Annotated in this window: 23 protein-coding genes and 1 riboswitch; of the genes, 5 read left to right on the top strand and 18 right to left on the bottom strand. The window is 71.9% G+C overall.

Annotation, left to right across the window (positions count from 1 at the left end):
* Positions 1–4 precede the first annotated feature (4 nt).
* The 8 genes from DDE18_RS03190 to DDE18_RS03155 all read right to left on the bottom strand — a co-directional run bounded on the left by DDE18_RS03190 (position 5) and on the right by DDE18_RS03155 (position 8,900).
* Positions 5–859 carry an FAD binding domain-containing protein gene (locus DDE18_RS03190; RefSeq protein ID WP_116570752.1) on the bottom strand — a complete coding sequence of 285 codons (855 nt, stop codon included), beginning with the start codon at positions 857–859 and terminating at the stop codon, positions 5–7.
* Positions 856–3,318 carry a xanthine dehydrogenase family protein molybdopterin-binding subunit gene (locus DDE18_RS03185; RefSeq protein WP_116570751.1) on the bottom strand — a complete coding sequence of 821 codons (2,463 nt, stop codon included), beginning with the start codon at positions 3,316–3,318 and terminating at the stop codon, positions 856–858. The genes DDE18_RS03190 and DDE18_RS03185 overlap by 4 nt, the downstream gene beginning before the upstream one ends.
* The gene (locus DDE18_RS03180; RefSeq protein WP_116570750.1) at positions 3,315–3,785 is read right to left on the bottom strand and encodes a (2Fe-2S)-binding protein; all 471 of its coding nucleotides are present in this window, start codon (positions 3,783–3,785) and stop codon (positions 3,315–3,317) included. The genes DDE18_RS03185 and DDE18_RS03180 overlap by 4 nt, the downstream gene beginning before the upstream one ends.
* A gap of 108 nt (positions 3,786–3,893) precedes the next feature.
* On the bottom strand, positions 3,894–5,156 hold the full coding sequence (locus DDE18_RS03175) for a sigma-54-dependent transcriptional regulator family protein (RefSeq protein ID WP_245916410.1): 1,263 nt from the start codon (positions 5,154–5,156) through the stop codon (positions 3,894–3,896).
* A 12-nt stretch (positions 5,157–5,168) separates the two neighbouring features.
* Positions 5,169–6,296: an XdhC family protein gene (locus DDE18_RS03170; protein WP_116570748.1), complete on the bottom strand. Its 1,128-nt coding sequence runs from the start codon at positions 6,294–6,296 to the stop codon at positions 5,169–5,171.
* On the bottom strand, positions 6,289–7,425 hold the full coding sequence (locus DDE18_RS03165; RefSeq protein WP_116570747.1) for a vWA domain-containing protein: 1,137 nt from the start codon (positions 7,423–7,425) through the stop codon (positions 6,289–6,291). The genes DDE18_RS03170 and DDE18_RS03165 overlap by 8 nt, the downstream gene beginning before the upstream one ends.
* Positions 7,422–8,303, bottom strand: a complete 882-nt coding sequence (locus tag DDE18_RS03160) for an AAA family ATPase (protein WP_116570746.1) — start codon at positions 8,301–8,303, stop codon at positions 7,422–7,424. Before DDE18_RS03160 ends, DDE18_RS03165 begins: the two co-directional genes overlap by 4 nt.
* Before the next feature lie 45 nt (positions 8,304–8,348).
* A complete protein-coding gene (locus DDE18_RS03155) occupies positions 8,349–8,900 on the bottom strand; it encodes a nucleotidyltransferase family protein (protein ID WP_116570745.1) in 552 nt (183 codons plus the stop codon).
* 235 nt (positions 8,901–9,135) lie between these two features.
* Between DDE18_RS03155 and DDE18_RS03150 the strand changes: the two genes are divergently transcribed.
* On the top strand, positions 9,136–10,419 hold the full coding sequence (locus DDE18_RS03150; RefSeq protein WP_116570744.1) for an MFS transporter: 1,284 nt from the start codon (positions 9,136–9,138) through the stop codon (positions 10,417–10,419).
* Here DDE18_RS03150 and DDE18_RS03145 read toward each other — a convergent pair.
* The 4 genes from DDE18_RS03145 to DDE18_RS03130 all read right to left on the bottom strand — a co-directional run bounded on the left by DDE18_RS03145 (position 10,416) and on the right by DDE18_RS03130 (position 14,653).
* Entirely contained in the window at positions 10,416–10,910 is a 495-nt protein-coding gene (locus tag DDE18_RS03145; protein ID WP_116570743.1) for a hypothetical protein, read from the bottom strand. The genes DDE18_RS03150 and DDE18_RS03145 overlap by 4 nt on opposite strands.
* A gap of 302 nt (positions 10,911–11,212) precedes the next feature.
* Entirely contained in the window at positions 11,213–12,838 is a 1,626-nt protein-coding gene (gene groL / locus DDE18_RS03140) for a chaperonin GroEL (RefSeq protein ID WP_116570742.1), read from the bottom strand.
* A 214-nt stretch (positions 12,839–13,052) separates the two neighbouring features.
* Entirely contained in the window at positions 13,053–13,916 is an 864-nt protein-coding gene (locus DDE18_RS03135; RefSeq protein WP_116570741.1) for an ATP-grasp domain-containing protein, read from the bottom strand.
* Positions 13,913–14,653, bottom strand: a complete 741-nt coding sequence (locus DDE18_RS03130) for a class I SAM-dependent methyltransferase (protein WP_116570740.1) — start codon at positions 14,651–14,653, stop codon at positions 13,913–13,915. The genes DDE18_RS03135 and DDE18_RS03130 overlap by 4 nt, the downstream gene beginning before the upstream one ends.
* A gap of 96 nt (positions 14,654–14,749) precedes the next feature.
* Here DDE18_RS03130 and DDE18_RS03125 point away from each other — a divergent pair, with 96 nt between their 5' ends.
* Positions 14,750–16,093 carry a rhodanese-like domain-containing protein gene (locus DDE18_RS03125; RefSeq protein WP_116570739.1) on the top strand — a complete coding sequence of 448 codons (1,344 nt, stop codon included), beginning with the start codon at positions 14,750–14,752 and terminating at the stop codon, positions 16,091–16,093.
* Between the two features lie 3 nt (positions 16,094–16,096).
* On the opposite strand, the gene DDE18_RS03120 is transcribed toward DDE18_RS03125, so the two are convergent.
* On the bottom strand, positions 16,097–16,927 hold the full coding sequence (locus tag DDE18_RS03120) for an SGNH/GDSL hydrolase family protein (protein ID WP_116570738.1): 831 nt from the start codon (positions 16,925–16,927) through the stop codon (positions 16,097–16,099).
* Between the two features lie 138 nt (positions 16,928–17,065).
* Here DDE18_RS03120 and DDE18_RS03115 point away from each other — a divergent pair, with 138 nt between their 5' ends.
* Together DDE18_RS03115 and DDE18_RS03110 are read left to right on the top strand one after the other, a co-directional pair.
* Positions 17,066–18,280, top strand: coding sequence for a DUF2157 domain-containing protein (locus tag DDE18_RS03115; protein ID WP_165820998.1), 1,215 nt, complete (start codon positions 17,066–17,068; stop codon positions 18,278–18,280).
* Entirely contained in the window at positions 18,277–18,765 is a 489-nt protein-coding gene (locus DDE18_RS03110; protein WP_116570736.1) for a GDYXXLXY domain-containing protein, read from the top strand. Before DDE18_RS03115 ends, DDE18_RS03110 begins: the two co-directional genes overlap by 4 nt.
* Positions 18,766–18,817: 52 nt before the next feature.
* On the opposite strand, the gene DDE18_RS03105 is transcribed toward DDE18_RS03110, so the two are convergent.
* The 5 genes from DDE18_RS03105 to napA all read right to left on the bottom strand — a co-directional run bounded on the left by DDE18_RS03105 (position 18,818) and on the right by napA (position 22,380).
* Entirely contained in the window at positions 18,818–19,096 is a 279-nt protein-coding gene (locus tag DDE18_RS03105; protein WP_116570735.1) for a MoaD/ThiS family protein, read from the bottom strand.
* Positions 19,097–19,116: 20 nt separating this feature from the next.
* On the bottom strand, positions 19,117–20,409 hold the full coding sequence (thrC, locus tag DDE18_RS03100) for a threonine synthase (protein WP_211754373.1): 1,293 nt from the start codon (positions 20,407–20,409) through the stop codon (positions 19,117–19,119).
* Positions 20,410–20,420: 11 nt separating this feature from the next.
* Positions 20,421–20,563: riboswitch (SAM riboswitch) on the bottom strand.
* Between the two features lie 73 nt (positions 20,564–20,636).
* Complete coding sequence (gene otsB / locus DDE18_RS03095) at positions 20,637–21,485, bottom strand: trehalose-phosphatase (protein ID WP_116570733.1); 849 nt, start codon at positions 21,483–21,485, stop codon at positions 20,637–20,639.
* A 48-nt stretch (positions 21,486–21,533) separates the two neighbouring features.
* A complete protein-coding gene (locus DDE18_RS03090; protein ID WP_116570732.1) occupies positions 21,534–22,076 on the bottom strand; it encodes a LytR C-terminal domain-containing protein in 543 nt (180 codons plus the stop codon).
* Positions 22,077–22,083: 7 nt separating this feature from the next.
* Entirely contained in the window at positions 22,084–22,380 is a 297-nt protein-coding gene (gene napA / locus DDE18_RS03085; RefSeq protein WP_116570731.1) for a nucleoid-associated protein NapA, read from the bottom strand.
* A 153-nt stretch (positions 22,381–22,533) separates the two neighbouring features.
* Here napA and DDE18_RS03080 point away from each other — a divergent pair, with 153 nt between their 5' ends.
* Positions 22,534–23,973: an alpha,alpha-trehalose-phosphate synthase (UDP-forming) gene (locus tag DDE18_RS03080; protein WP_281258328.1), complete on the top strand. Its 1,440-nt coding sequence runs from the start codon at positions 22,534–22,536 to the stop codon at positions 23,971–23,973.
* The last annotated feature ends 1 nt before the right edge of the window (position 23,974 follow it).

Genomic DNA, 23,974 nt, shown 5'->3' with positions numbered 1-23,974 from the left:
GGCCTCACACCCCTGCGGCGGTGAGCACGGCCCGGCGGGTCAGCACCTTGGCCAGGTGCCGGCGGTAGTCGGCGTCGCCGTTGAGGTCGCTCGGCGGGTTGGTCCCCTCCACAGCGAGCTCGGCAGCGCGGCGTACGGCGTCCTCGGTGGCCGGCTGGCCGGCGAGCGCCTCCTCGACGGCCCGGGCCCGCAGCGGCGTGGAGCCCATGTTGGTCAGGCCCACCCGGGCCTCGGCGATGGTGTCGCCGTCGAGCCGGACCGCGGCGGCCACGGCGACGATCGGCCACTGGTGGGCGATCCGCACGAACTTCTCGTAGTGGGCGCCCCAGCCGGTGTGCTTGGGCAGCCGCACCCCGGTGAGGATCTCGTCCTCGCCGACGGCAGTGGTGAAGTAGTCGACGAAGAAGTCGTCGGCCGCCACGGTGCGGGTGCCACCGGGACCGGCGACGAGGAACTCGCCGCCGAGGGCGAGCACCGGTGCCCCGAGGTCGCCCGCGGGGTCGGCGTGGGCGAGGGCGCCTCCGAAGGTGCCGCGATGGCGCACCTGCGCGTCGGCCAGGTGCGTGATCGCCTTCGCCACCAGCGCGGCGTGCTCCGCCACGAGCGGGTCCACACCGACCTCGGCGTGCGTCGTCATCGCGCCCACGAGGATCGCGTCGCCGTCGTCGCTCACGCCCCGCAGCGACTCGATGCGGCCCAGGTCGACGACCATCTCGGGGGCGTTGAGCCGCATCCGCAGCACCGGCAGCAGGCTCTGGCCGCCGGCGATCAGCTTGGCGTCGTCCCCGTGCTCGGCCAAGGCGGCGAGCGCCTCCTCGACCGTGGCGGGGGCGACATAGTCGAACCGTGCGGGGATCATTCGCGCGCTCCTTCCGTGCTGTCCGAGCCGGGTTCGGACGGATCGAAGTGCGGCATCGCCGCGCCTTCGGTCGCGCCGCCCTTCCCGCCGGACCGGATCGCCTTCCACACCCGCTCCGGCGTGCACGGCATCTGGATGTCGTTGACGCCGAGGTGCCGGACCGCGTCCACGATCGCGTTGACCACCGCTGGGGTGGAGGCGATCGTCCCGGCCTCGCCGACACCCTTGGTGCCGAGCGTGTTGGTCGTCGAGGGCGACGTGGTGTGGTCGATCTCGAAGCTGATCGTGTCGGCCGCGGTGGGCAGCAGGTAGTCCACGAAGGAGCCGGAGACGAGGGTGCCGCTCTCGTCGTACACCGCCTCCTCCCAGAGCGCCTGCGCGATGCCCTGCACCAGCCCGCCGTGCACCTGCCCCGCGACGATCAGCGGGTTGATGATGTTGCCGATGTCGTCGCAGCAGACGTACTTGCGCATCGTCAGGCTGCCGGTCTCGGTGTCGACCTCCATCGCGCACAGATGGGTGCCGTGCGGGAAGCTGAGGGCGTCCGGGTCGAACGTCGCGTCCGAGTCGAGCGTGGCCTCCACGCCGGCGGGAAGGTTGTGTGCAGCGAACACGGCGGTCGCGAGCTCGGCGATCCCGATGCCCTGGTCGGTGCCCCGGACCGTGAACCGGCCGCCGGAGAACTCCAGGTCATCGGGCGACGCCTCGAGCAGGTGGGCCGCGATCGGCTTGGCCTTCTCGACCACCTTGTCGGCGGCGCGGACAACTGCCTCGCCGCCGACGACGAGGGAGCGTGACCCGTAGGTGTCGTAGCCCCTCGCGGAGACCTGGGTGTCTCCGTGGAGCACCTCGACGTCGTCGAACGGAACGCCGAGCCGATCGGCCACGATCTGGCTGAAGGCCGTCTCGTGGCCCTGGCCGTGCGGGGAGACCCCGGTGAGGACCTCGACCTTGCCGGTGCCAGTCATCCGGACGGTGGCGTGGTCCCAGCCGCCCGCGCCGTAGGACAGCTGACCGACCAGCTTGGACGGCGCCCAGCCGCACATCTCGGTGAACGTCGAGATGCCGATGCCGAGCTGGACCGGGTCGCCGCTCTCGCGCCGCCGCCTCTGCTCGGCCCGCAGCTCGTCGTAGCCGAACATCTCCTTGGCACGCTCGGTGGCGGCCTCGTAGTTGCCGGAGTCGTACTCGAGCCCTGCCACGGTCGTGAACGGGAATTCCTCGTGCCTGATCCAGTTCTTCTCGCGGACCTCGAGCGGGTCCACGCCGAGCTCGGCGGCGAGCTCGTCCATGATCCGCTCGATCGCGAACGTCGCCTCGGGGCGTCCAGCGCCACGGTAGGCGTCGGTCCAGGTCTTGTTCGTCAGCACCGTCTGGCAGGCGAAGTGGTAGGCGGGGAACTTGTAGATCGCGTTGTACATGAACGCGCCCAGGATCGGGATGCCGCCGCCCAGCAACGAGAGGTACGCGCCCATGTCGGCGAGCAGCTCGACCTTGAGCGCGGTCACGGTCCCGTCCTTCTCGGCGCTCAGAGTCAGCTTCTGCCACTGGTCTCGGCCGTGGTGAGCCGACACCAGGGACTCCGAGCGTGTCTCCGTGTACTTCACCGGCTTCCCGAGCCTCCGGGCGAGCACCATCGCGATGAACTCCTCGGGGGTGGTCTGGAGCTTGCCGCCGAACCCGCCGCCGACGTCGGGAGCCACGACCCGGAGCTTGGACTCCGGGATGCCGAGCACGGCGGCCAGGAGGAAGCGCAGGACGTGGGGGATCTGGGTCGCGCTCCACATGGTGATCTGCTCGCCGGTCGGATCGACGACCACGCTGCGCGGCTCCATGAACGCCGGGATCAGCCGCTGCTGGCGGTACTCCCGTTCGATCACGATGCCGTCGGCGCGCGCCTGCTCGATCGCCTTGTCCGCGTTGCCGCCGGTGCCGGCCTCACCGGAGTCGAAGACCCAGTACGCCGACTTGTTGGTGCCGAGGTCGGGGTGGGCGAGAGTCTCGTCGTCGGCTGCCGACTTGAGGTCGAGAACGGCCGGCAGCTCGTCGTACTCGACGTCGACCAGCTCGGCGGCGTCGCGGGCATCGGCGGCGCTGCGGGCCACGACCACCGCCACGATCTCACCGGCGAAGGCGACCCGGTCGACGGCGATCGGCGGGTGACTGGGCGCGACCTGGTCGGCGGTGATCGGCCAGGCGTTGGGCAGGGCGCCCTGCTCGTCGGCGACGTCGGCGCCGGTGACCACGGTGACCACGTTGGTCGCCGCCTTCGCGGCCTCGGTGTCGATCGAGACGATCCGGGCGTGCGCGAACGGGCTGCGCACCATCGCGAGGTGGAGCATCCCGGGCAACGTGATGTTGTCGGTCCAGCGGGTGCGACCGGTGATGAGGCGCTGGTCCTCCTTGCGCCGGCGGTCGCGGCCGATCTCCTGGGTGGGGGCGTCCTGCACGGCGGTCATGACGATGCGCCCTCTCGGGCCGCGTACTGAACGGCCTTGACGATGTTGTGGTAGCCAGTGCACCGGCAGAGGTTGCCCTCGAGCCCGAGCCTGATCTCCTCCTCGGTGGGGTGGGGGTTCTCGTTGAGCAGGTCGATGCTCTGCATGATCATGCCGGGGGTACAGAACCCGCACTGCAGCCCGTGGCACTCGCGGAACGCCTCCTGGACCGGGTGCAGCTGCCCGTCGGTGGCCAGGCCCTCGATGGTCGTGACCTCGGCGCCGTCGGCCTGGACGGCGAGCACGTTGCACGACTTCACCGAGCGCCCGTCGAGGTGCACGGTGCAGGCACCGCAGTTGCTGGTGTCACAGCCGATCACGGTGCCGGTCTTGCCGAGCTTCTCGCGCAGGTACTGCACCAGCAGCATGCGGGGTTCGACGTCGTCGGAGACCTGCGCTCCGTCGACGGTCATCGTGATTCGCGTCATCTGGGCTCCCTGGAGCTGTCGTGTGACCTCGGACACAGGTCACGCTAGGAGCCCGTGGTTGGCGAACGGTTGGCCCACCGGCCGCCCTCAGCAGCGGTCGGTTCAGGGTCAGCGCCGGGCTGCCGCGAGCCGGCCGCGCAGCAGCGGGCGCAGGGGATGTGCCACGTCGCCCAGCCGGGCAAGACAGACCTCGACGACCTCGACGTCCGAGGGCACCAGGTCGCTGTAGCGGGCCACGACGTCCGGCTGCGGATCCGCCAGCACGGCCTCGCGCACCGCCACCGCGACGTAGTCGGCGACCTCGGTGAGGCGCGGGCTGTTGGTCCCGGGCAGCAGGTCGCCGCCGTACGCCGCCACGGCGCCGCGCAGGTCGCCCGCGCGCAGCCGCCCGAGCACCGCGTCGACGTCGGTGCGCACAGGCATCTCGAGGCGGTAGGGACGGGAGGCGAGGCGGCCGCCGAGCGCGGCCCGGAGGTGGGACACCTCGGCCTTGAGGGTCGAGACGGTCACCGGCTCGTCGCCGTAGAGGTGGGCGTGCAGCGTCTCCAGCGACAGGCCCGAGGGCGAGAGCGCGAGGAGCGCGAGGATCTCGGTCTGGCGCCGGGTGAGCAGCAGCCGCTGGCCGTCGAGCACCGCCTCCGCGGAGCCGAGCACCCGCAGCAGGAGCCCCTCGGCGGCGGCGTCGCGATCGTCGGCGCTGGGACGGCCGGGCTGGGCCGGCAGCGCCGTCTCGATCAGGCGCGCCATCATCCGGGCGGTCGCAAGGCCGATCGGGTGGGTCCGATCCCACGTGGTGGAGAGGTCGATGACGCCGAGCTGGCGACCGGTCACCGGGTCGTGCACGGGCGCGGCCCAGCACACCCAGTTGTGCACGATGGGTGCGAGGTGCTCGGCGCTGAAGACCATGGCCGGGGAGTCCTGGCGCAGTGCGAGGTTGAGGGCGTTGACCCCGACGCTCGACTCGTCCCAGCGGCCGCCTGCCACGAAGTTCACCGACTCCGCCTTGCGCCGCATCACCCGGCCGCCGTAGGTCCACAGGATCCGGGTCTGCTCGTCGGTCACGGCCACCACCAGGTCGCCGTCCTCCGCGGTGCGGCGCAGGTCCTCGCCCACCCGTTCCACCGCCAGCTGGAGGGGCGAAGTCGCCCACATCTCGCGGGTGTCGTCCTCGTCGGCCAGCGGCGCGGCCGACAGCCCGGGCACGTCGGCAGACGAGCGCTGCCAGCTCGTCAGGATCTCGGGCCGGACCTGGTCGTGGGGCCCCTCGGAACGCTCGATGAACGCGTTCCACGCGCGGACCGACGCGCGGTGGCGCTGACGCAGGTCGTGGTCGGCGGCCATGCTGCCCTCCGGAGGTGTGCCTGTCGTCACAGTAGCCCCTCCTCAGTGGTGGATGCGCCCCTCGCGAGCACCCAGCCGGACGCCGCTGCCACCCCACTGCAGGGCGATCATCTCGGCAGCGATGGAGACGGCGGTCTCCTCCGGCGTCCGGGCTCCCAGGTCGAGCCCGATCGGCGACGAGAGCCGAGCCAGCTCGGCGTCGGTCAGCCCGGCCTCGCGCAGGCGAGCCATGCGGTCGTCGTGGGTGCGCCGCGAGCCCATCGCCCCGACGTAGCCCAGCCGCGGCAGTCGAAGTGCCACCTCCAGAAGCGGCACGTCGAACTTGGGGTCGTGCGTGAGCACGCAGACGGCGGTGCGCTCGTCGATCCGCCCGGCCTCCGCCTCGGCCGCGAGGTAGCGGTGTGGCCACTCGACCACGACCTCGTCGGCGTCGGTGAACCGGGAGGTGGTGGCGAAGACGGGCCTGGCGTCGCACACCGTCACGCGGTAGCCCAGGAAGGCGCCGACCCGCGCGACCGCGGCGGCGAAGTCGATGGCGCCGAAGACCAGGAGCCGGGGCGGCGGCCCGAAGGCCCAGACGAAGACCTGCATCCCCTCACCGCGCCGCTCCCCGTCAGGTCCGTAGGCGAGCGTCCCGTGGTGCCCGGCGGCGAGCATGCCGAGGGCGTCGTCGCGCACCGCGTCGTCGGCCCGCGAAGAGCCCAACGAGCCACCCACGGTGACCCCGTCGCCGTCCGGTCGCACCACCATCCGGCGCCCCCTGCGCTGCGGGTCGGGATGCTCGATGACGGTCGCGACCGCGACGGGGCGGCCGGCAGCGATGTCGGCGGCCACCTCCCCCAGCTCGGGGAAGGTCTCGCGGTCCACCTTCTCGACCCACACGTCGAGGACCCCGCCGCAGGTCAGGCCGACGGCGAACGCGTCCTCGTCGGAGACGCCGTACCGCTCCAGGACGGGGACTCCGGACTCGACGACCGACAGCGCGAGCTCGTAGACCGCGCCCTCGACGCACCCGCCCGAGACCGAGCCGACGGCCTCGCCGCCCGGGCCGACCAGCATCGACGCGCCCGGGGGGCGCGGTGCCGAGCGAAAGGTCGCGACGACCGTGCCGACGCCGATCGTCTTCCCGGCCTCCCACCACGGCAGCAGGTCGGGCAGCACCTCACGCACGCGACACCACCCTTCCGACCTCGGTCCAGCTCGCCAGCGAGTGCCCGGCGACGAAGTCGTCCACGTGCGGCAGCACCGCCACGACCCCCTGCTGCACCGGCTCGTAGCCAGCGCGACCACGATGCGGGTTGGCCCACACCACCCTCCGCGCCAGCCGGCCGAGCCGGGCGACCTGCTCGCCGAGCAGCGCGCAGTCGCCGCGCTCCCAGCCGTCGCTGAAGACCACCACGACCGCGCCCCGGGCGATGCCACGCTGTCCCCACCGGTCGCAGAAGGCCCGCAGGGTCTCGCCCAGCCTGGTGCCGCCGCTCCAGTCGGGCACCGTGTGCCCGGCGATCGCGAGCGCGCGGGTGGGGTCGCGGTGGGCGAGTGCGGGAGTGACCCGGGTGAGGCGCGTGCCGATCGTGAAGACCTCGACGTGTCCCGACCCCACCTGCACCCAGCGGTGCGCCAGCCGCAGCAGCGCCTCGGTGTAGGGCGCCATCGACCCCGAGACGTCGACCAGCAGCACCACGCGCCGCGGCCGCATCGCGCGTCGCCGCCGGGCGACCCGGGCGGGCTCGCCGTGCTGGCGCAGGGTGGCGCGCAGCGTGCGGCGGGCGTCGATGTCGCCGCGTGCCGAGGGCGTACGGCGCCGGGCGCGGCGCTGAGGCAGCCGTGGCTCCAGGTCTCCGATGAGCCGGTCGAGGAGCGCCTTGTCATCCGCGTCGAGCCCGGCGACGTCGCGATGCCGAAGCACCTCCGCGGCGGACGCAGCCACTCGGAGCACGTCGTCGATGTCACCGGCCCCCGCGTCGCCGTCGGCGTCGAGGGCGACCGTCGAGGCCCGCTGCCTTGTCTGCGCCGGCTGCTCGTCGCGGCCGGTCTGTCGCCACCAGGCGTCGAAGACCGCCTCGTACCGGTCCAGGTCGTCGGGCCCGGCACACAGGGTCGCGCGCCCGGCGCGCCACACCGAGGCCGGGTCCGCGATGCCCAGGCGCGACACCGCGTCCACGAAGGTGGTGGCGCGGTCGGACGTGACCTGCACCCCGGCGTGCCGGAGGGCGCTCGCGAAGCCGAGGAGCAGCTCCTCCGCGGTGGTCTCGACTGCGCTCGACCCGCCGGCCACCGGTGCGCCGACAGCCGTCATCGCGCCAGCATCCTCTCCAGGGCGGTGCGCACCCGGTCGCCGTCCTCGCGATACTTCACCAGCGCCCCGAGCGTCGCCGCCGCGCCCTCCAGGTCGAGCTCGGTGGCGCCCAGCCGGTGCAGGGCGCGCGCCCAGTCGAGGGTCTCGGCCACCCCGGGCGGCTTGAGCAGGGTCAGGTCGTCGGAGCCGCCCGTGCGCAGCTGCTGCACGACGCCGGCCACCTGCCGGGCCAGCTCCGCGGGCACCTCGGGGGCCCGGGACCGCAGGATCGCGACCTCGCGCTCCAGGCCGGGATGGTCGATCCAGTGGTAGAGGCAGCGCCGCTTGAGAGCGTCGTGCAGCTCGCGGGTGCGGTTGGAGGTCAGCACCACCAGGGGCGGCACGCTGGCGGTCACCGTGCCGAGCTCGGGCACCGACACCTGCCAGGTCGAGAGGACCTCGAGCAGGAACGCCTCGAACTCGTCGTCCGCCCGGTCCACCTCGTCGACCAGCAGCACCGCCGGAGCTTCCTTGAGCGCGCGGAGCACGGGCCGCGCGAGCAGGAACCGCTCGTCGTACAGGCTCTTCTCGGCCTCGTCCGCGTCGAGCGCGGTCCCGCCGGTGGCCTCCAGGGCGCGCAGGTGGAGCACCTGCCGGGGGAAGTCCCAGTCGAAGAGGGCCTGGCTCGCGTCGATGCCCTCGTAGCACTGGAGCCGGATCAGCGGCTGGCCGAGCGCCTCGGCCAGCGCCTCCGCGAGAGCGGTCTTGCCGGTCCCCGGCTCGCCCTCGAGGAGCAGCGGGCGCTGCATGTCCAGGGCGAGCCAGGCCACCGTCCCGAGCGCGTCGTCGGCGAGGTAGCCCGTGGCGGCGAGTCGCTCCGCGAGCCCGGACACGTCCATGCTCCGGAGCATATTCCGGGGCACGTTGGTCCCTCGTTGGTCGGCTCAGCGCGAGTCGACGTCCCGCCCTGTCGCCAGGTCGCCGCACTCCACGAGCGCGACGTCAGCGGTGGCGAGGTAGTCGCGCGCGCCCCGGTCCCCGCGCGCGACGTCGAGGACGGCCGGCCAGTGGTCACGGCCGATCACCACAGGATGGCCCGGCGTCCCGTCGTACGACGCGCGCGCCAGCGCCGTGGAGCCGCTGGCCGTGGCGAGCACGCGCGCCACCACGGCAGCGCCGACGTCGGGCAGGTCCACAAGCGTGACGACCGCGGCGTCCACGTCGTCGGGCAGCGACCCGAGCCCGGCGCGCAGCGACGCCGACATGCCGGCGTCCCAGTCCATGGCCTCGACGACGGCGACCCCGGGCGGCACCAGCCGCCGGGCCTCCTCCGCAGCCGCGCCGAGCACGACGGTCACGCTGTCGCACCCGCCGTCGGCGAGGGCCCGCCAGCCGAGGTGCAGCCACGGCGTGCCGTCGTCGTCGTGCAACAGCGCCTTGGGCGTGCCCATCCGCCGGCCGGCGCCGGCGGCGAGGAGCAGGCCTTGGACGGTCAACACTGCACCGTGGGAGCGGCCGGCGTCTGCACGTGGGCGACGGCGATGAGGATGACGACAGTCAGCATGGAGCCACCTTCGGGCGTGGGTTGCGAGGATTGTGCTGCAGGACCGTCAGCCCGAGCCACCGAGCCGCGGCCCCTCGCCGACTGCCACCGGCGTGGTGAGCCTCGGGTGGGACCTCATCCGATATCCGGATGCGCGCTGTCGGTCCGCGTTGACACACTTCCCCGCGATGTCATCTCCGCGCCCCACCCTCGCGTCCTTCTGGCACGACCTGCCCCGTGAGGGCAGGTTCCTGCTGTCCGTCGTCGTCTTCGAGTTCATCGGCACCGGCCTGGTGCTGCCCTTCCACGTGGTCTACCTCCACGAGGTGCGCGACTTCCCGCTGAGCTCGGTGGGTGTGCTGCTGGCGCTCCCTCCGCTCGCGGGGTTCCTGGCGACCGGTCCGGGCGGCCACGCGATCGACCGGTTCGGGGCCCGGGTCAACCTGATGGGCTGCCTGGTACTGCTCATCGTGGGCGACCTGGTGCTCGTGCTCGCCGACACCCTGTGGCTCGCTGGCCTGGGACTCGTGCTGGGCGGCGTGGCGCACGGTCTCTCCTGGCCCGCGTGGCAGAGCCTGGTCGCCGCGGTGATCCCCCAGCGCCTGCGCCAGCGCTACTTCGGGCTCAACTTCGCCCTGCTCAACCTCGGCATCGGCCTCGGCGGCATCCTCGGCGGCCTGCTGGCCGACGTCGACCGGCTGGTGACCTTCCAGGCGCTCTACCTCGTCGACGCCCTCAGCTTCGTGCCCGCGCTCACCATCCTGCTGCTCCCCCTGCGGCACGTGGCCGGGCGACCGGTGCACGACGCCGAGACCGCGCAGGAGAAGGTCTCCTACCTCGCCGTCCTCCGCCGGCCTGCGGTCGCGCCCGTGGTGGCGCTGGGGTTCCTGGTCAGCTTCGTCGGCTACGCCCAGCTCAACATCGGCATGCCGGCCTTCGCCCGCGCCCTCGGCGAGGTCTCCACCCGCGGCCTCGGCTTCGCGTTCGCGGCCAACACCGCGGTCATCGTCGTGCTCCAGCTGCTGGTGCTCCAGCGCATCGAGGGCCACCGCCGCACCCGCGTCATCGTGGTGATGGGCTTGGCCTGGGCGTGCTCCTGGCTGCTGCTGGGTGCCTCCGGCCTGGCGCCGGGCACCCTCGGCGCGACCCTGCTGGTCGCCGCCTGTGCCTCGGTGTTCGCCTTCGGCGAGAGCCTGATGCAGCCGACCCTGCCGGCGCTGGTCAACGACCTGGCGCCCGACCACCTCCGCGGCCGCTACAACGCGCTGTCGTCCGGCTCGTTCCAGCTGGCCGCGATCATCGCCCCGGTGGTGGCGGGCTGGCTGATCGACCACGACGCCGGCTACGCCTACATCGCGCTGCTCGTCCTCGGGTCGCTCGGCGTGGGCCTGATGGCGGTCGGCCATGTGGAGCGGCGCCTCCCGCCCGGCGTCAACGGCGTGCGCGAGGACGACCTCGTCTCGGTGGTCTAGTGGCCGTACGCCTGCTCGTAGAGCTCCTCGAGCCGGTCGTCCTTCTCGGCGCTGAGGCCGCAGACGGTGACCTGGCCGCCCGACGCGCTGACGAGGTACGTCGCGCCCAGCTCGAAGTCGACGCCGAGCTCGAGGTCTGCGAGACCGCCGCCGGGCGAGGTCACGGCCACCTGGTCGGTCTCGTCACCCTTGAACCACTCGGCCACCTCCAGGGTGGCCTGCTCGCCCTCGAGCGCGATGACGGTGCCCTCGAAGGCGACCTCCTGAGCCTGCAGGTTGGCCACGTTGGGCGGCATGCACCGGCCGGTCTCGGATGACGGCATCGAGAGCTCGGTGGTGGTCGGCTCGCTGGGTGCCTCGGCCGTCGGGCTGCCCGCGTCGGCCGGCTCGTCCGCGGCCTCGCCGCCGCAGGCCGCCGTCGCCACGAGCACCGCCGCAGCCAGCCACGCCCACGTCGTACGGCGTCGGGCCGAGGTCGTCTCGTCGGTCATCAGGATCCTCCGGAGGTCTGGGGTGGCGCAGGAGTGCCGCACACCGGTGAGACGGGTGGGAACCGTCCGCGGTTCCGGTACCCAGCTCACCGAGTCGGCGCATCTGCACACGCACCCGGCGGCGAGTCGGCGCATCTGCACACGACCCCGGCGCCGAGTCGGCGCGTCTGCACATCATCAGGGTTGGTTGCTGCCAGCACGTGGCAGTGTTCAACCACGGTGATCGGTTGTCGGTTCCGGCGTGTGAACGGAGACAGGGCCCCGGTCCGAAGACCGAGGCCCTGTCGGGTGGAGATGTGCGATCAGAAGTCCATGCCACCCATGCCACCGGTCGGGTCGCCCATCGGGGCGGCCTTCTCCGGCTTGTCGGCCACGACGGCCTCGGTGGTCAGGAACAGCGCCGCGATGGAAGCGGCGTTCTGCAGCGCGGAACGGGTCACCTTGGCGGGGTCGATGATGCCCTCGGCGATCATGTCGACGTACTCGCCGGTGGCCGCGTTGAGGCCGTGACCGGGCTCCAGGTTGCGCACCTTCTCGGAGATGACGCCACCCTCGAGACCGGCGTTGATCGCGATCTGCTTGAGCGGGGCCTCGATCGCGACGCGCACGATGTTGGCACCGGTGGCCTCGTCACCCTCGAGCTCGAGCTTGGCGAAGGCCTGGTTGCCGGCCTGGACGAGCGCGACGCCACCACCGGCGACGATGCCCTCCTCGACGGCAGCCTTCGCGTTGCGGACGGCGTCCTCGATGCGGTGCTTGCGCTCCTTGAGCTCGACCTCGGTGGCCGCGCCGACCTTGATGACAGCCACGCCGCCGGCCAGCTTGGCGAGGCGCTCCTGGAGCTTCTCGCGGTCGTAGTCGGAGTCCGACTTCTCGATCTCGGCACGGATCTGGTTGACCCGGCCCTCGATCTGGCCCTGGTCGCCCGCGCCCTCGACGATCGTGGTCTCGTCCTTGGTGATGACGACCTTGCGGGCCTGGCCGAGCAGCTCGATGCCGGCCGACTCGAGCTTGAGGCCGACCTCCTCGGAGATGACCTGGCCCCCGGTGAGGATCGCGATGTCCTGCAGCATGGCCTTGCGGCGGTCACCGAAGCCCGGGGCCTTGACGGCGACGGACTTGAAGGTGCCCTTGATCTTGTTGACCACCAGGGTCGACAGCGCCTCGCCGTCGACGTCCTCGGCGATGATGACCAGCGGCTTGCCGGACTGCATGACCTTCTCCAGCAGCGGGAGCAGGTCCTTGACCGTCGACACCTTGGAGTTGGCGATGAGGATGTAGGGGTCCTCCAGGACCGCCTCCATGCGCTCGAGGTCGGTGGCGAAGTAGGCCGAGATGTAGCCCTTGTCGAACCGCATGCCCTCGGTCAGCTCGAGGTCCAGCCCGAAGGTGTTGGACTCCTCGACGGTGATGACGCCTTCCTTGCCGACCTTGTCCATCGCCTCGGCGATGATCTCACCGACGGTGGTGTCAGCGGCGGAGATGCTCGCGGTCGAGGCGATCTGCTCCTTGGTCTCGACGTCCTTGGCCATGCTGAGCAGCTGCTCGGACACGGCGGCGACGGCGGCCTCGATGCCGCGCTTGAGACCCATCGGGTTGGCGCCGGCGGCCACGTTGCGCAGGCCCTCGCGGACCATGGCCTGGGCCAGGACGGTGGCCGTCGTCGTGCCGTCACCGGCGACGTCGTCGGTCTTCTTCGCGACCTCCTTGACCAGCTCGGCGCCGATCTTCTCGTAGGGGTCCTCGAGCTCGATCTCCTTGGCGATCGACACACCGTCGTTGGTGATGGTGGGGGCGCCCCACTTCTTCTCCAGGACGACGTTGCGGCCCTTGGGACCGAGGGTCACCTTGACCGCGTCGGCGAGCGTGTTCATGCCACGCTCGAGGCCGCGGCGGGCCTCCTCGTTGAATGCAATCAGCTTCGGCATAACTCGTGAGGTTCCTTCACAGAGTCGAGTTTGTGTACGACGCCAGGCGGGCTGCCCGCGACGGACGATCCTCGCTCTCCGACGGACCCTTCCCGCCGGCGTTCGGACCTCAGCGTCGCCTGTGCCGTGTTGTCACTCTCATGTCGAGAGTGCCAGCCTCATGTTTAGCACTCGCAGGGGTCGAGTGCAAACGATCTCGGGCCACCCGGGGCCGTCAGAGGCGAGCGGCGACGAGGTCGGCGAACGCCTCGGCGTTGTCCGGAACGACATCGAGGTAGAGCCCCGGCTCGATCAGCTCCAGCTCGCTCACGTGCAGCGCGCCGTCCCACTCGACCAGGTCGACCCGCGCGTAGTCGAGCGGCCGCCCGACCAGTCTGCCGGCCGCCCCGGCCGCCTTCACCGCGACCGCCGCGGCCTCGTCCGAGAGGGGCACGGGGCGCGTGCTGCCGCCGAACTCCTCGTGCACCCGGATCTCCCCGGACGCCGGCATCTTCTCGGCCTGCGAGATCGCGACGCCACCGAGCACGAAGACCGAGGTCTCCCCGCGCGTGCGGATCGACTCGACGAGGGGCTGGGCGATCCACGGCCCGTCGACATAGGGGTACGACGGGTGCGACTGGACGGGCTTGCCGAGCCGGTCGTCCGAAGGGTCGGTCACGACGATCACGCCGGCTCCCCCGGCACTGACGCGGGGCTTGACCACCGTCGTCCCGAACTCGTCGATTGCCGCAGCGAACTCCTCCGGCGTCGAGGCCAGCCGGGTGGGCACCGTGGGAGCGTCGTCGAGGCCGGCGGCGAGGTAGGACTTGTCGTGGTTCCAGTCGAAGACGTCCACGCCGTTGAGCAGCCGGGACTGGTCGAGCGAGCGCGCCCACGCCAGGAACGCGGCGTACTGCACGACGTAGTCCCAGGTCGAGCGGACGGCGACGAGCGAGGCGGCCGGCCAGTCGACGGCGGGGTCCGTCCAGTCGGCCCAGCGTGCCTCGACGCCCCGGACGGCGAAGGCGGCGTCGAGCGCCTCGTGACCGGGCTCTCCCGTGGGGAGCGCGGAGCAGGTGGCGAGGAGGACGTGGCTCACACGGACGCGTCTGTCCGGCGCGACGGGCAGGCGACCTGGTCCTTGTTGGTGCCCTCGCGGTTGTCGCCCTTCTCGACGACGACGAGGTTGTGGTAGCAGTGGACGGACCTGACCCACTGGTCGGTGTAGCTGGGCTGGTAGTCCTCGAGCAGGAACTCCTCGTGGTTGAGCCCGTCCACGAGGTCCTTCACCAGGTCCATCGACGTGCCGCGGGCCCGCAGGTCGAGCTGGCCGCCCCACTCTGGCCAGTAGGAGGTCTGCGTGTCCTCGATGCAGTAGATGCCGTCGTCAGGCAGCAGGGGGAAGAGGTGCGCGAACGACGCGCGGACGTGGGCCGGCTGGTGACTCCCGTCGTCGATGACGACGAGAGGCGCCCCCTCCTCGTCGACGATGCGCTGCAGGACGGCCGGGTCGCTCTGGTCGCCCATGAACGTCCGGATCCGGCCCCCGTCGACGTGGGACTTGTCCTCGATGTCGAGGCCGAGGATGCGGGCCTTCGGGAAGAACCACTTCCACATCCGCAGCGACCGGCCGCTGCGGCCGCGCCGCTGGTAGCCCCCGACGCCGATCTCGAGCAGCACGAACTCCCGGTCGCGCAGGTGCTCGAGATGGCGCTGGTAGTGGGGGGTGTAGCGGTGCAGACCCCATTTGTCGGTCTTGAACTCCTGCGCCAGCTGGGTCAGGTCGTAGCCGCTCAGGCGCGCTCGGCGCTCCTGTCTGGTCTCCTCGGTTGGCACGCGCCGACCCTAGCCGAGCCCCCGACACGCGCCGCGGAGTGCGACACTGGCCCCCGTGTGATTATATAGTAATCTACTCGACTTAAGGGAGTTTGGATGGACGTCATCACCATCGAGGTGCCCGAGCTCGGCAACCGCACCCACCTCGTCCACGACGGCACGCACGGCCTCGTCGTGGACCCTCCCCGGGACCACCGTCCGGTGGAGATCGCCGCGGAGGCCGCAGGCATCCAGATCGCGGCCGTGGCCGACACCCACGTGCACAACGACTACCTCTCGGGCGCGCTCTCGCTCGCACGCCGCCATGGCGTCGACTACTGGCTGTCCGCCGAGGAGCGCGTGCACTTCGACCGCACCGGCGTCCGCGGCGGCGACGTGATCCGGGTCGGCGCCCTGGACGTGACCGTCCTCGACACCCCGGGCCACACCCTTCACCACCAGTCCTTCCTGGTCGCCGACGCCGCCACCGGCTCCGCGGCCCTGCTCAGCGGCGGCAGCCTGCTGCACGGGACGGTCGGGCGCACCGACCTCGTCGACCCGCGCCTGGCCCGGATGATGGGCCGGGCGCAGTGGGCCAGCGCCCGGCGGCAGGGAGGCCTGCCGCCCGACACCGCCCTGCACCCGACGCACGGCTTCGGCAGCTTCTGCGCGGCGGCCGCCGGCGGCGACGGCTTCCACGGCACGCTGGCCGACGAGCTGCGCGGCAACCCGGCGCTGTCCACTCCTAGAGACCTCTACGTCGACCAGCTCGTCGCCTCCTTCGGCCCGGTGCCCGCGCACTACCGCCGGATGGGGGCGCTCAACCGCGCCGGAGCGGGCGCGGCTCCTGCGCCGTCACCGCTGCCCGTCACCGAGAACGACGTCCACGACGCGATCCGGGCGGGCTCGTGGGTGGTCGACGTGCGGCCGCGGCACACCTTCGCGCGCGGGCACCTCACGGGCAGCATCAACATCGAGGACAGTCCCCAGCTCGCGACGTACGCCGGGTGGCTGGTGCCGTGGGGCGCCGACCTCCTGGTCATCGGCGACTCCGAGGACGACATCGCCTCCGCCGTCCACGACCTCGCCCAGATCGGGGTGGAGGTGCGAGGCACGCACCTGCTCGGCCCGGCGAGCACGTGGTACGACAGCCGCGACTACCGCGTGGCCGACTGGGCGGCGTACCGGCGCCTCTCCGCCGGGGCCTTGACTCTGGACGTGCGGCTCGACGCCGAGTACGCCGTGGGCCACCTCCCCGACTCGGTGCACGTGCCGCTCCACGAGCTCGAGGGCCGCATCCCCAGGCTGCCTCCCGGGCGGGTGTGGGTGCACTGCAAGAGCGGCTTCCGGGCCGCGATCGCCGCCTCCCTGCTTGCGCGCGCCGGCCGCGACGTCGTCCTCGTCACCGACGACTGGGAGCGCGCGCTCGAGCACGGTCTTCCGGTCCGCACGGCCGCCTGAGGCCTACCCGGCCGACGGTGCGTGGTGGCCGAACGGCACGGTCTCGGCGTAGCCCAGCGCGGCAAGCACCGAGGGCAGGATCGCCTTGGCGGTGCGCTTGTAGCCGTGCGTGCTGGGGTGGAAGCGGTCCAGGCTGAACATCTCGTCGGGGTTGGTGATGAAGAACGGCCCGACGACGTGTGCCAGCGAGACCGCGCGGGCGCCGTGGGCGATCGCGGCGTCGCGCTGCGCGGCGGCCAGCAGGCGCGAGGCGCGGGAGCCGAGGGCGCGCAGCGGCTGGGGCACCGGCTTCAGCGCGCCGAGGTCCGGGCAGGTGCCGACCACGACCTCGCACCCGCGCTCGCGCAAGGCGTCGATGGCCTCGGTGAGGTGCCGCACCGAGTCGGCGACGGGCACCCGGTGCGTGACGTCGTTACCGCCGACGACGATCACGGCGACGTCGGGACGGTAGTCCGCCGGCAGCCTCCGGAGCTGCCTGGCCAGCCGGCTGCTCTCGGAGCCCACACGCGCGGCGGTGCGCAGCCGCACCGCCCGCCCGGTGCGCTTCGCCAGCCGGCGGGCCAGGCCTCCTCCGAGCGTGTGCTTGGGGTGGTCGGCACCGAGCCCGGCGGCGATCGAGTCGCCCAGCATCAGCAGGTCGATCGGGTCGCCGTAGCGCTTCTTGTAGACCCTGTCCGCCTCCGGCGCGACGTGGCCGAGCGGGTCACCGATCCGTCCCCGGGCGATCGCGGCCTGCCGGGCGATGAGCTCACGAGCGCCGTACGACGCGGCGCCGGCGACGGCCCCGAACACACCCGCGACCACCCCGAGACGGGCCCATGCCCTGGTTTCCATGGAGGTCGTTCAACCACGGCGACCTGAACCGGAGGGCAACGGGCGGGGACCTGCCGGGGACCGGCGTGGCACGAACTGACCACCCGGTTGATGGTGCGTACTCACGTTTCCCGCCGTCGGAGGGTCCACGCTGGGCCCATGGACACGCACCCCACCGCGCCCCCACGCCCGATCCCGGGCTCCCAGTTCGACTGGCTGTATCGCGAGATCGCCGCCTGGCAGGCGAGTGACCTGATCTCCGGCGATCAGGCCGCGGCCATCCGCGCGGGCTACCGCCGGGTCGACGGTCGCCGCTTCTCGCTCGGCCGGCTGATGCTGGGCCTCGGTGGCTGCTTCGTCGGCATCGGCCTGATCTGGCTCGTCGCCGCCAACCTCGACGAGCTGTCCCCGATGCTCCGCTTCGGCGTGGTGGCCCTCCTGTGGCTGCTCTTCCTCGCCGGCGGCGAGGCGCTTGACGCCCGTGGTTCCTCGCGACCCCTCGTCGGATCGGTCAGGCTGATCGCTGCCCTGGTCTTCGGCGCCGCCGTGTTCCAGGCCGCCCAGTCGCTACAGGTGCCGGCCTACTCCCCGCACCTCGTCGGCCTCTGGGGCGCCGGCGCGCTGGTCCACGCGTACGCCGTGCGCGCGGTGTCGCCGCTCCTCGTGGGTGTGGCCGCGGGCACTGTCTGGTGGGTCTGGCTGTCCCTGTGGGACGAGCCCAGCGCGGCCGCTGCGGTGGCGTCGATCGGCGCTGCGAGCGTGGTGGCCGTCTCCCTCGCGGTGGTCCACGACCGGGGCCTGCACCGCTTCGGGTTCGTGTGGCGCTCGGTCGGCGCGCTGCTCAGCCTGGTCGCCCTCTTCGCCGCCGCGGTCCCCTACGCGACGACCGACGACTTCGCCTGGTCGCCGTGGCTCGTGGGCGCCCTCGTCGTCGCCGGCGTCCTCGCGGTCGCGGCCGTCGCGCTCAGCAGCGGGATCGCCCGGCTGGAGCCGGTGAGCGCCGCCGCGGTGCTCGGCATGGCTGCGGTGCTCGTCGCCTGGGACACCGGCACCGACACCTCGAACATCGACGCCGCGGACTGGGCCCACGCCGGAGTCAGCGTCGCCGCCTACGTCCTGGTCGCCGTGGGGGTCGCGGCGCTGGGCATCGTCCGGGACAACCCCGTGCTCACGCTGCTGGCGATGCTCGGCCTCGTCGTGTTCACGACTTTCCAGAGCTTCGCCGTCTTCGCCGCGATCATCCAGGGCGCCTGGCTCTTCGTGGTGCTGGGCCTGGTCTTCCTGGCCACCGGATTCCTCTTCGACCGGGCCCGCCGCGGCCTCGCCGACGTGCTCGACACCGACTCCGCCAACCCCGAAGGGGACGCTCGATGAACCGCCTCGCCACCGTCGGCCTCGTGGCCCTCGGCCAGCTCGCCCTCGTCGGCGTCGCCGTCGCTCCCCAGATCTCTGCCCGGGTCGCCGGCGACACCTACCAGCTGCGGGTGCAGCCGCTCGACCCGATCGACCCCTTCCGCGGGGCCTACGTCACCCTCGGCTACCCGGACCTCCAGCGAGGCGACTCGCAGGGCTTCGACGGTGGCCTCGGCGACATGACGGACGACGAGGCGGGCGACGTCTTCATCACGCTCCGTGAGGAGGGCGACGTCTGGGTCGCCGACTCCTGGGAGCGGGAGCGGCCCGACGACGGGCCTTACCTCGCGTGCGACGACCGCGACTGGCAGATCCGCTGCGGCATCGAGAGCTGGTTCCTGCCGCAGGACGAGGCAGCCGCCATGGAGCGCAACCTCGTGAACGGCGCGATCGCGACGGTGAAGATCGACTCGCGCGGGCACGCCGCGGTCGTCGACGTGGAGTGAGGGACTACCTCCGCGTGATGCGCACCTCGTTACCTCGATGAAGCGACGCCGCTCAGCAGCCGCCCGCGACGGCCGGGATCACGGAGATCTGCGTGCCGTCGGGGGTGGCCGTGTCGAGGTTGTCGAGGAAGCGGACGTCGTCGTTGCCGACGTAGACGTTGACGAAGCGGCGCAGCTGGCCGGCCTCGTCGAGGATGCGGCCCTTGATGCCGGAGAAGTTGGCGTCGAGGTCGTCGAGCACCGCGGCCAGGGTGTCACCCTCTGCTGTCACCTCTGACTCGCCGCCGGTGTAGGTGCGCAGGATGGTGGGGATGCGGACCGAGACGCTCATGTGTGACTCCTTGTGCAGGTTCAGAGGATGCCGGCGGCGACGAAGGCAGGGTAGTTCGGGGCGATGGTGGCGGCGGCACCGACGTGGTCGGCAACGGCGTCGAGGGTCTTGAGGCCCATGCCGGTGTTGATGACCACCGTCTCGAGCTCCGGGTCGAGCTGTCCGGTCTCGACGAGCTTCTTCAGCACGCCGACCGTGGTGCCGCCGGCCGTCTCGGTGAAGATGCCCTCGGTGCGGGCGAGCAGGAGGATGCCGTCGCGCACCTCGTCGTCGGAGATGTCCTCGACCGCGCCGCCGGTGCGGCGGCAGATGTCGAGCACGTAGATGCCGTCCGCGGGGTTGCCGATGGCCAGGCTCTTGGCGATGGTGTCGGGCTTCACCGGACGGATGACGTCGACGCCGTCCTTGTAGGCGACGCTGACCGGCGAGCAGCCGGTGGCCTGGGCGCCGAAGACCTTGTAGGGCTTGTCCTCGACGAGGCCGAGCTTGATCAGCTCCTGGAAGGCCTTGTCGACCTTGGTGAGCTGCGAGCCGGAGGCGACCGGGATGACGATCTGGTCGGGCAGGCGCCAGCCCAGCTGCTCGGCGATCTCGTAGCCCAGCGTCTTCGAGCCCTCGGCGTAGAAGGGGCGGACGTTGACGTTGACGAACGCCCAGCCCTCCTCCTCGCCGGCGATCTCGGAGGCCAGCTTGTTGACGTCGTCGTAGTTGCCCTCGACCGCCACGAGGTTGTTGGTGTAGACGGCGGAGTTGACCTGCTTGGGCTTCTCGAGGTTGCTCGGGATGAACACGACGGTCTTGATGCCGGCACGGGCGCCCGCGGCGGCGACCGCGTTGGCGAGGTTGCCGGTCGAGGGGCAGGCGAAGACCTTCGCGTGGAGCTCGCGGGCCGCGCTCAGCGCGCAGGCGACGACGCGGTCCTTGAAGGAGTTGGTGGGGTTGGTGGAGTCGTCTTTGACCCAGAGGTTGGCGATGCCGAGCTCGCGGCCGAGGTTGTGGGCCTTGAGGAGCCGGGTGTAGCCGGGCTCGGTGTTGGGGCTCTGCTCGATGTCGGTCGGCACCGGGAGGAGCGCCTTGTAGCGCCAGATGTTGGCCGGGCCGGCCTCGACCTCCTCGCGGGTGACGGCCGGGAAGTCGTAGGCCACCTCGAGGGGGCCGAAGCACTCCGGACAGGCGTAGTGGGGGCCGAGCGCGACCTCGTGGCCACACTCGCGGCAGGCGAGGGCCCGGGCATGCCCGAACGCCCCCTCGCGCAGCGTCGTACGGGCCGGCTGGTCGGCCTGGGGCGTGGTCTCGGCGACAACGGTGCTCATGGGAATCCTCCTTCTCATCTGTCCCACGCGGACTTCGCCTGGGCCGGATTTGGCACCGTTTCCACGACCGCCCCTGTCGTCGACAGGTCGCGGGGAGTTCGTGGCGGTTGCCGGGACTTCGTCGGGCCGTTCCCTCAGTCCCTCTGGATGAGCTGCGCACAGCCTACGGAAGGCGTCTCACGATGCGCACATCGGGTCCACATGGTGGTCGGCGACCACCGACGCGGTCAGCGGGCGTCGGCGGTGAGCCGGCGGAGCAGGTCCAGTACGCCGTCGGGGCCGGGGACCACCACGTCGGCGAGCGCGACCAGGGCCGACTGCTCGTCGGACGCCGAGCAGACGAGCAGCGTCGGCATGCCGGACTTGCGGAGCTCGCCGACCGCCTCGAACGCCTCCACGTCACCCAGGTCATCGCCGGCGAAGAGGAAGCCACCGGCGTCCTGCTCCGCGACGAGGGCCTCGACGGCGTGACCCTTGTGCATCCCCGGGGAGCGCACCTCGATCACGTTGCGGCCGGGCTCCACCGTCAGGCCGTGCCGCACGGCGAGCTCGCGCAGCGGCGCGAGCAGGCGCTCGAACGCGCCCGCCGGGTCGGGGAGGCGTCGGGTGTGCACCGCCACGGCGAGGCCCTTCTCCTCGACGTACGCGTCGGCCGCCTCGGCGGCGCGCAGCACCCGGGGCAGCTCGCGCTCGAAGCTGGAGAGGCCGTGCGGCGGCCGTGGGGAGATCACCCGGCGCTGGGTGGAGGACCAGCGTTCGTTGCCGTACTGGCCGAAGACGAACAGCTCCTTGCCGTGGTCGCCGATCTCGTCACCCACCTCGTCGAGGTCACCCAGAGCGAGGGCCTGGCGCGCGGGCCTCCCGGTGACGACGGCGATGGCGCGCACCACGCCGGCGAGGTCGATCAGCACCTCGCGGGCCTCCGGGTGGATGCGCGCCTCGGTCGGGTCGTCCACGATCGGGGAGAGGACACCGTCGAAGTCGAGCGCCACGACGGTGGCGCCGACCGCCGCGACGAGCTCGTCGTAGCGCTGCCGGGACTCCTCGGACGTGAACTGCGCGGAGATGGACTCCATGGCGCTAGCCAACCACGGGAGGTGTCAGGCGACTCAACCGGAGTGCGGTCAGGCTGCGTCGGCGGTGAGGACGACGGTGAGCCGGTCCATCTTCATGGGCTCGACCGCCGGTGTGGTGCGCTGGATGCCGAGGTCGAGGGCGAGCAGCTTGGCGGCCGCCTTCAGGCGAGCGGGGTAGTAGACCGTGGAGGCCGGGATCGCGCCGTACCAGTTGTCCTCGCCGACCACGGCCCAGCCGACCGAGGTCGCCTTGGCCGCGGTCGTGCCCGCGAGGCCCTGGATGCCGGAGTTGTTGAAGACCTCGACGTAGACCTCGCCCCGCTTGACCCGGGGCTCGGGCTTGCTGGTCTTCGTCGGCTCCTCCGGCGTCGGCGTCGCGCTCGGGGTCTCCGAGGGCGACGCGGAGGAGGTGGTGATGCGCTCCTCGAGCGGCGGCTGGTCCTTGGTGGCGAAGAAGGCCACGCCGGCCATCACCACCGCGATGACGCTGAGCATCACCAGGGGCGACGGGAAGGCGACGCCACGCTCGCTTCGAGGCTCGCGAGCTCGCACCTCGGCACGAGCGTCACGGGCACGGGATGGGGTGGCCATGGCGGATTCAGATCTCGAAGCCGAGGCGGCGTGCGGAGCGCTGGCGCTGGCGGGAGGCCCGCAGCCGGCGCAGTCGGCGGACCAGCAACGGGTCGGCCTCGAGGGCCTCCGGCCGGTCGATCAGGGCGTTGAGCACCTGGTAGTAGCGCGTGGAGGACATGTCGAACTTCTCGCGGACCGCCTGCTCCTTGGCGCCGGCGTACTTCCACCAGTGGCGCTCGAACTCCAGGATCTCGCGGTCACGCTGGCTCAGGCCGGGGCCGTCCTGATCCCCGTGGCCGACGATGGCGTTCGCGGCGTCCATGACTTCACTCCCCTGTGGGCTGCTCCTGCGGTGGCACCACTGTAGGCGACGAACCACACCGATGTCATTCGCCTCGGGCGAGTCGCGTGGGCCTGGCAAGACCTTCATCAGGCGCCGCGCACACGCCCTCGGAACGTGGCTAGGGTGTGGGACGTGACCACTCCAGGCACGGCCGAGCTCGTCATCGTCGCCAACCGCCTGCCGGTGGACCGGGAGACCCGTCCGGACGGCAGCGACGGCTGGCGGCGGTCGCCGGGTGGCCTCGTGACGGCGCTGGAGCCGGTGATGCGCGAGCACGACGGCGCCTGGATCGGCTGGCCCGGCGTGCCGGACGACTCGGTCAAGCCGTTCGTGGAGGACGGGCTCCAGCTGGTGCCGGTGCACCTGACCGCCTGCGAGGTGGAGGAGTTCTACGAGGGCTTCGCCAACGGCACCCTGTGGCCGCTCTACCACGACGTCGTGGCCAAGCCGGAGTTCCACCGCGAGTGGTGGGACTCCTACGTCACCGTCAACCGCCGGTTCGCCGAGAAGGCCGCCGACGTGGCGGCCGAGGGTGCCACGGTCTGGGTGCAGGACTACCAGCTCCAACTGGTGCCGCAGATGCTGCGCGAGCTCCGGCCCGACCTGCGCATCGGCTTCTACCTGCACATCCCCTTCCCGCCCGCGGAGCTGTTCAGCCAGCTGCCGTGGCGCCGGCAGATCCTCGAGGGGCTGCTCGGCGCCGACCTGATCGGCTTCCAGCTCAGCGGAGCAGCCCAGAACTTCATCCGCCTGGTCCGCCAGCGCGTGGGGCACAAGACCCACCGCGACCTGGTCTACCTGCCCGACGACCGCACGGTGAAGGCGGCCGCCTTCCCCATCTCGATCGACGCCGCCGGCTTCGAGGAGCTGGCGCGCTCGGAGGGGGTCGAGCGCCGGGCCGCCGAGATCCGGGAGGCCCTCGGCTCACCCAGGAAGGTCTTCCTCGGCGTCGACCGGCTCGACTACACCAAGGGCATCTACGCCCGCCTCCGCGCGTTCGGCGAGCTCGTCCGGGACGGCCACTTCACCGTCGAGGACGCGGTCTTCGTGCAGGTCGCCACGCCGTCGCGGGAGCGCGTCGAGCAGTACCGCATCCTCCGCGACGAGATCGACCGCCTCGTCGGCCACATCAACGGCGACCTGGGCAAGATCGGCCGGCCGGTCATCTCCTACCTCCACTCGTCCTACCCACGCGAGGAGATGGCCGCGCTCTACCGCGCCGCCGACATCATGGTGGTCACGCCCTTCCGCGACGGCATGAACCTGGTGGCCAAGGAATACGTCGCGTGCCGCTACGACGGCGACGGCGCGCTCGTGCTCTCGGAGTTCGCCGGGGCGGCCGACGAGCTGCGCCAGGCCTGGCTGGTCAACCCCTACGACATCAACGGGATGAAGGCGGCGCTGCTCGAGGCGCACGGGGCCGACCCCAGGGAGCGCGCGCGCCGGATGAGGGCGATGCGCAAGACGGTGAAGTCGCACGACGTGTCCGCCTGGGCGTCGTCGTTCCTCGCCGAGCTCTCCGCAGCCCGGGTGCCGCACCACAAGACGGTGCGGCCGGTGGAGCACGTCTGAC

Source organism: Nocardioides gansuensis, assembly GCF_003076135.1.
In the GTDB taxonomy this organism is placed as follows: Bacteria; Actinomycetota; Actinomycetes; order Propionibacteriales; family Nocardioidaceae; genus Nocardioides; species Nocardioides gansuensis.
This window is presented reverse-complemented; position numbering and strand designations above follow the sequence as displayed.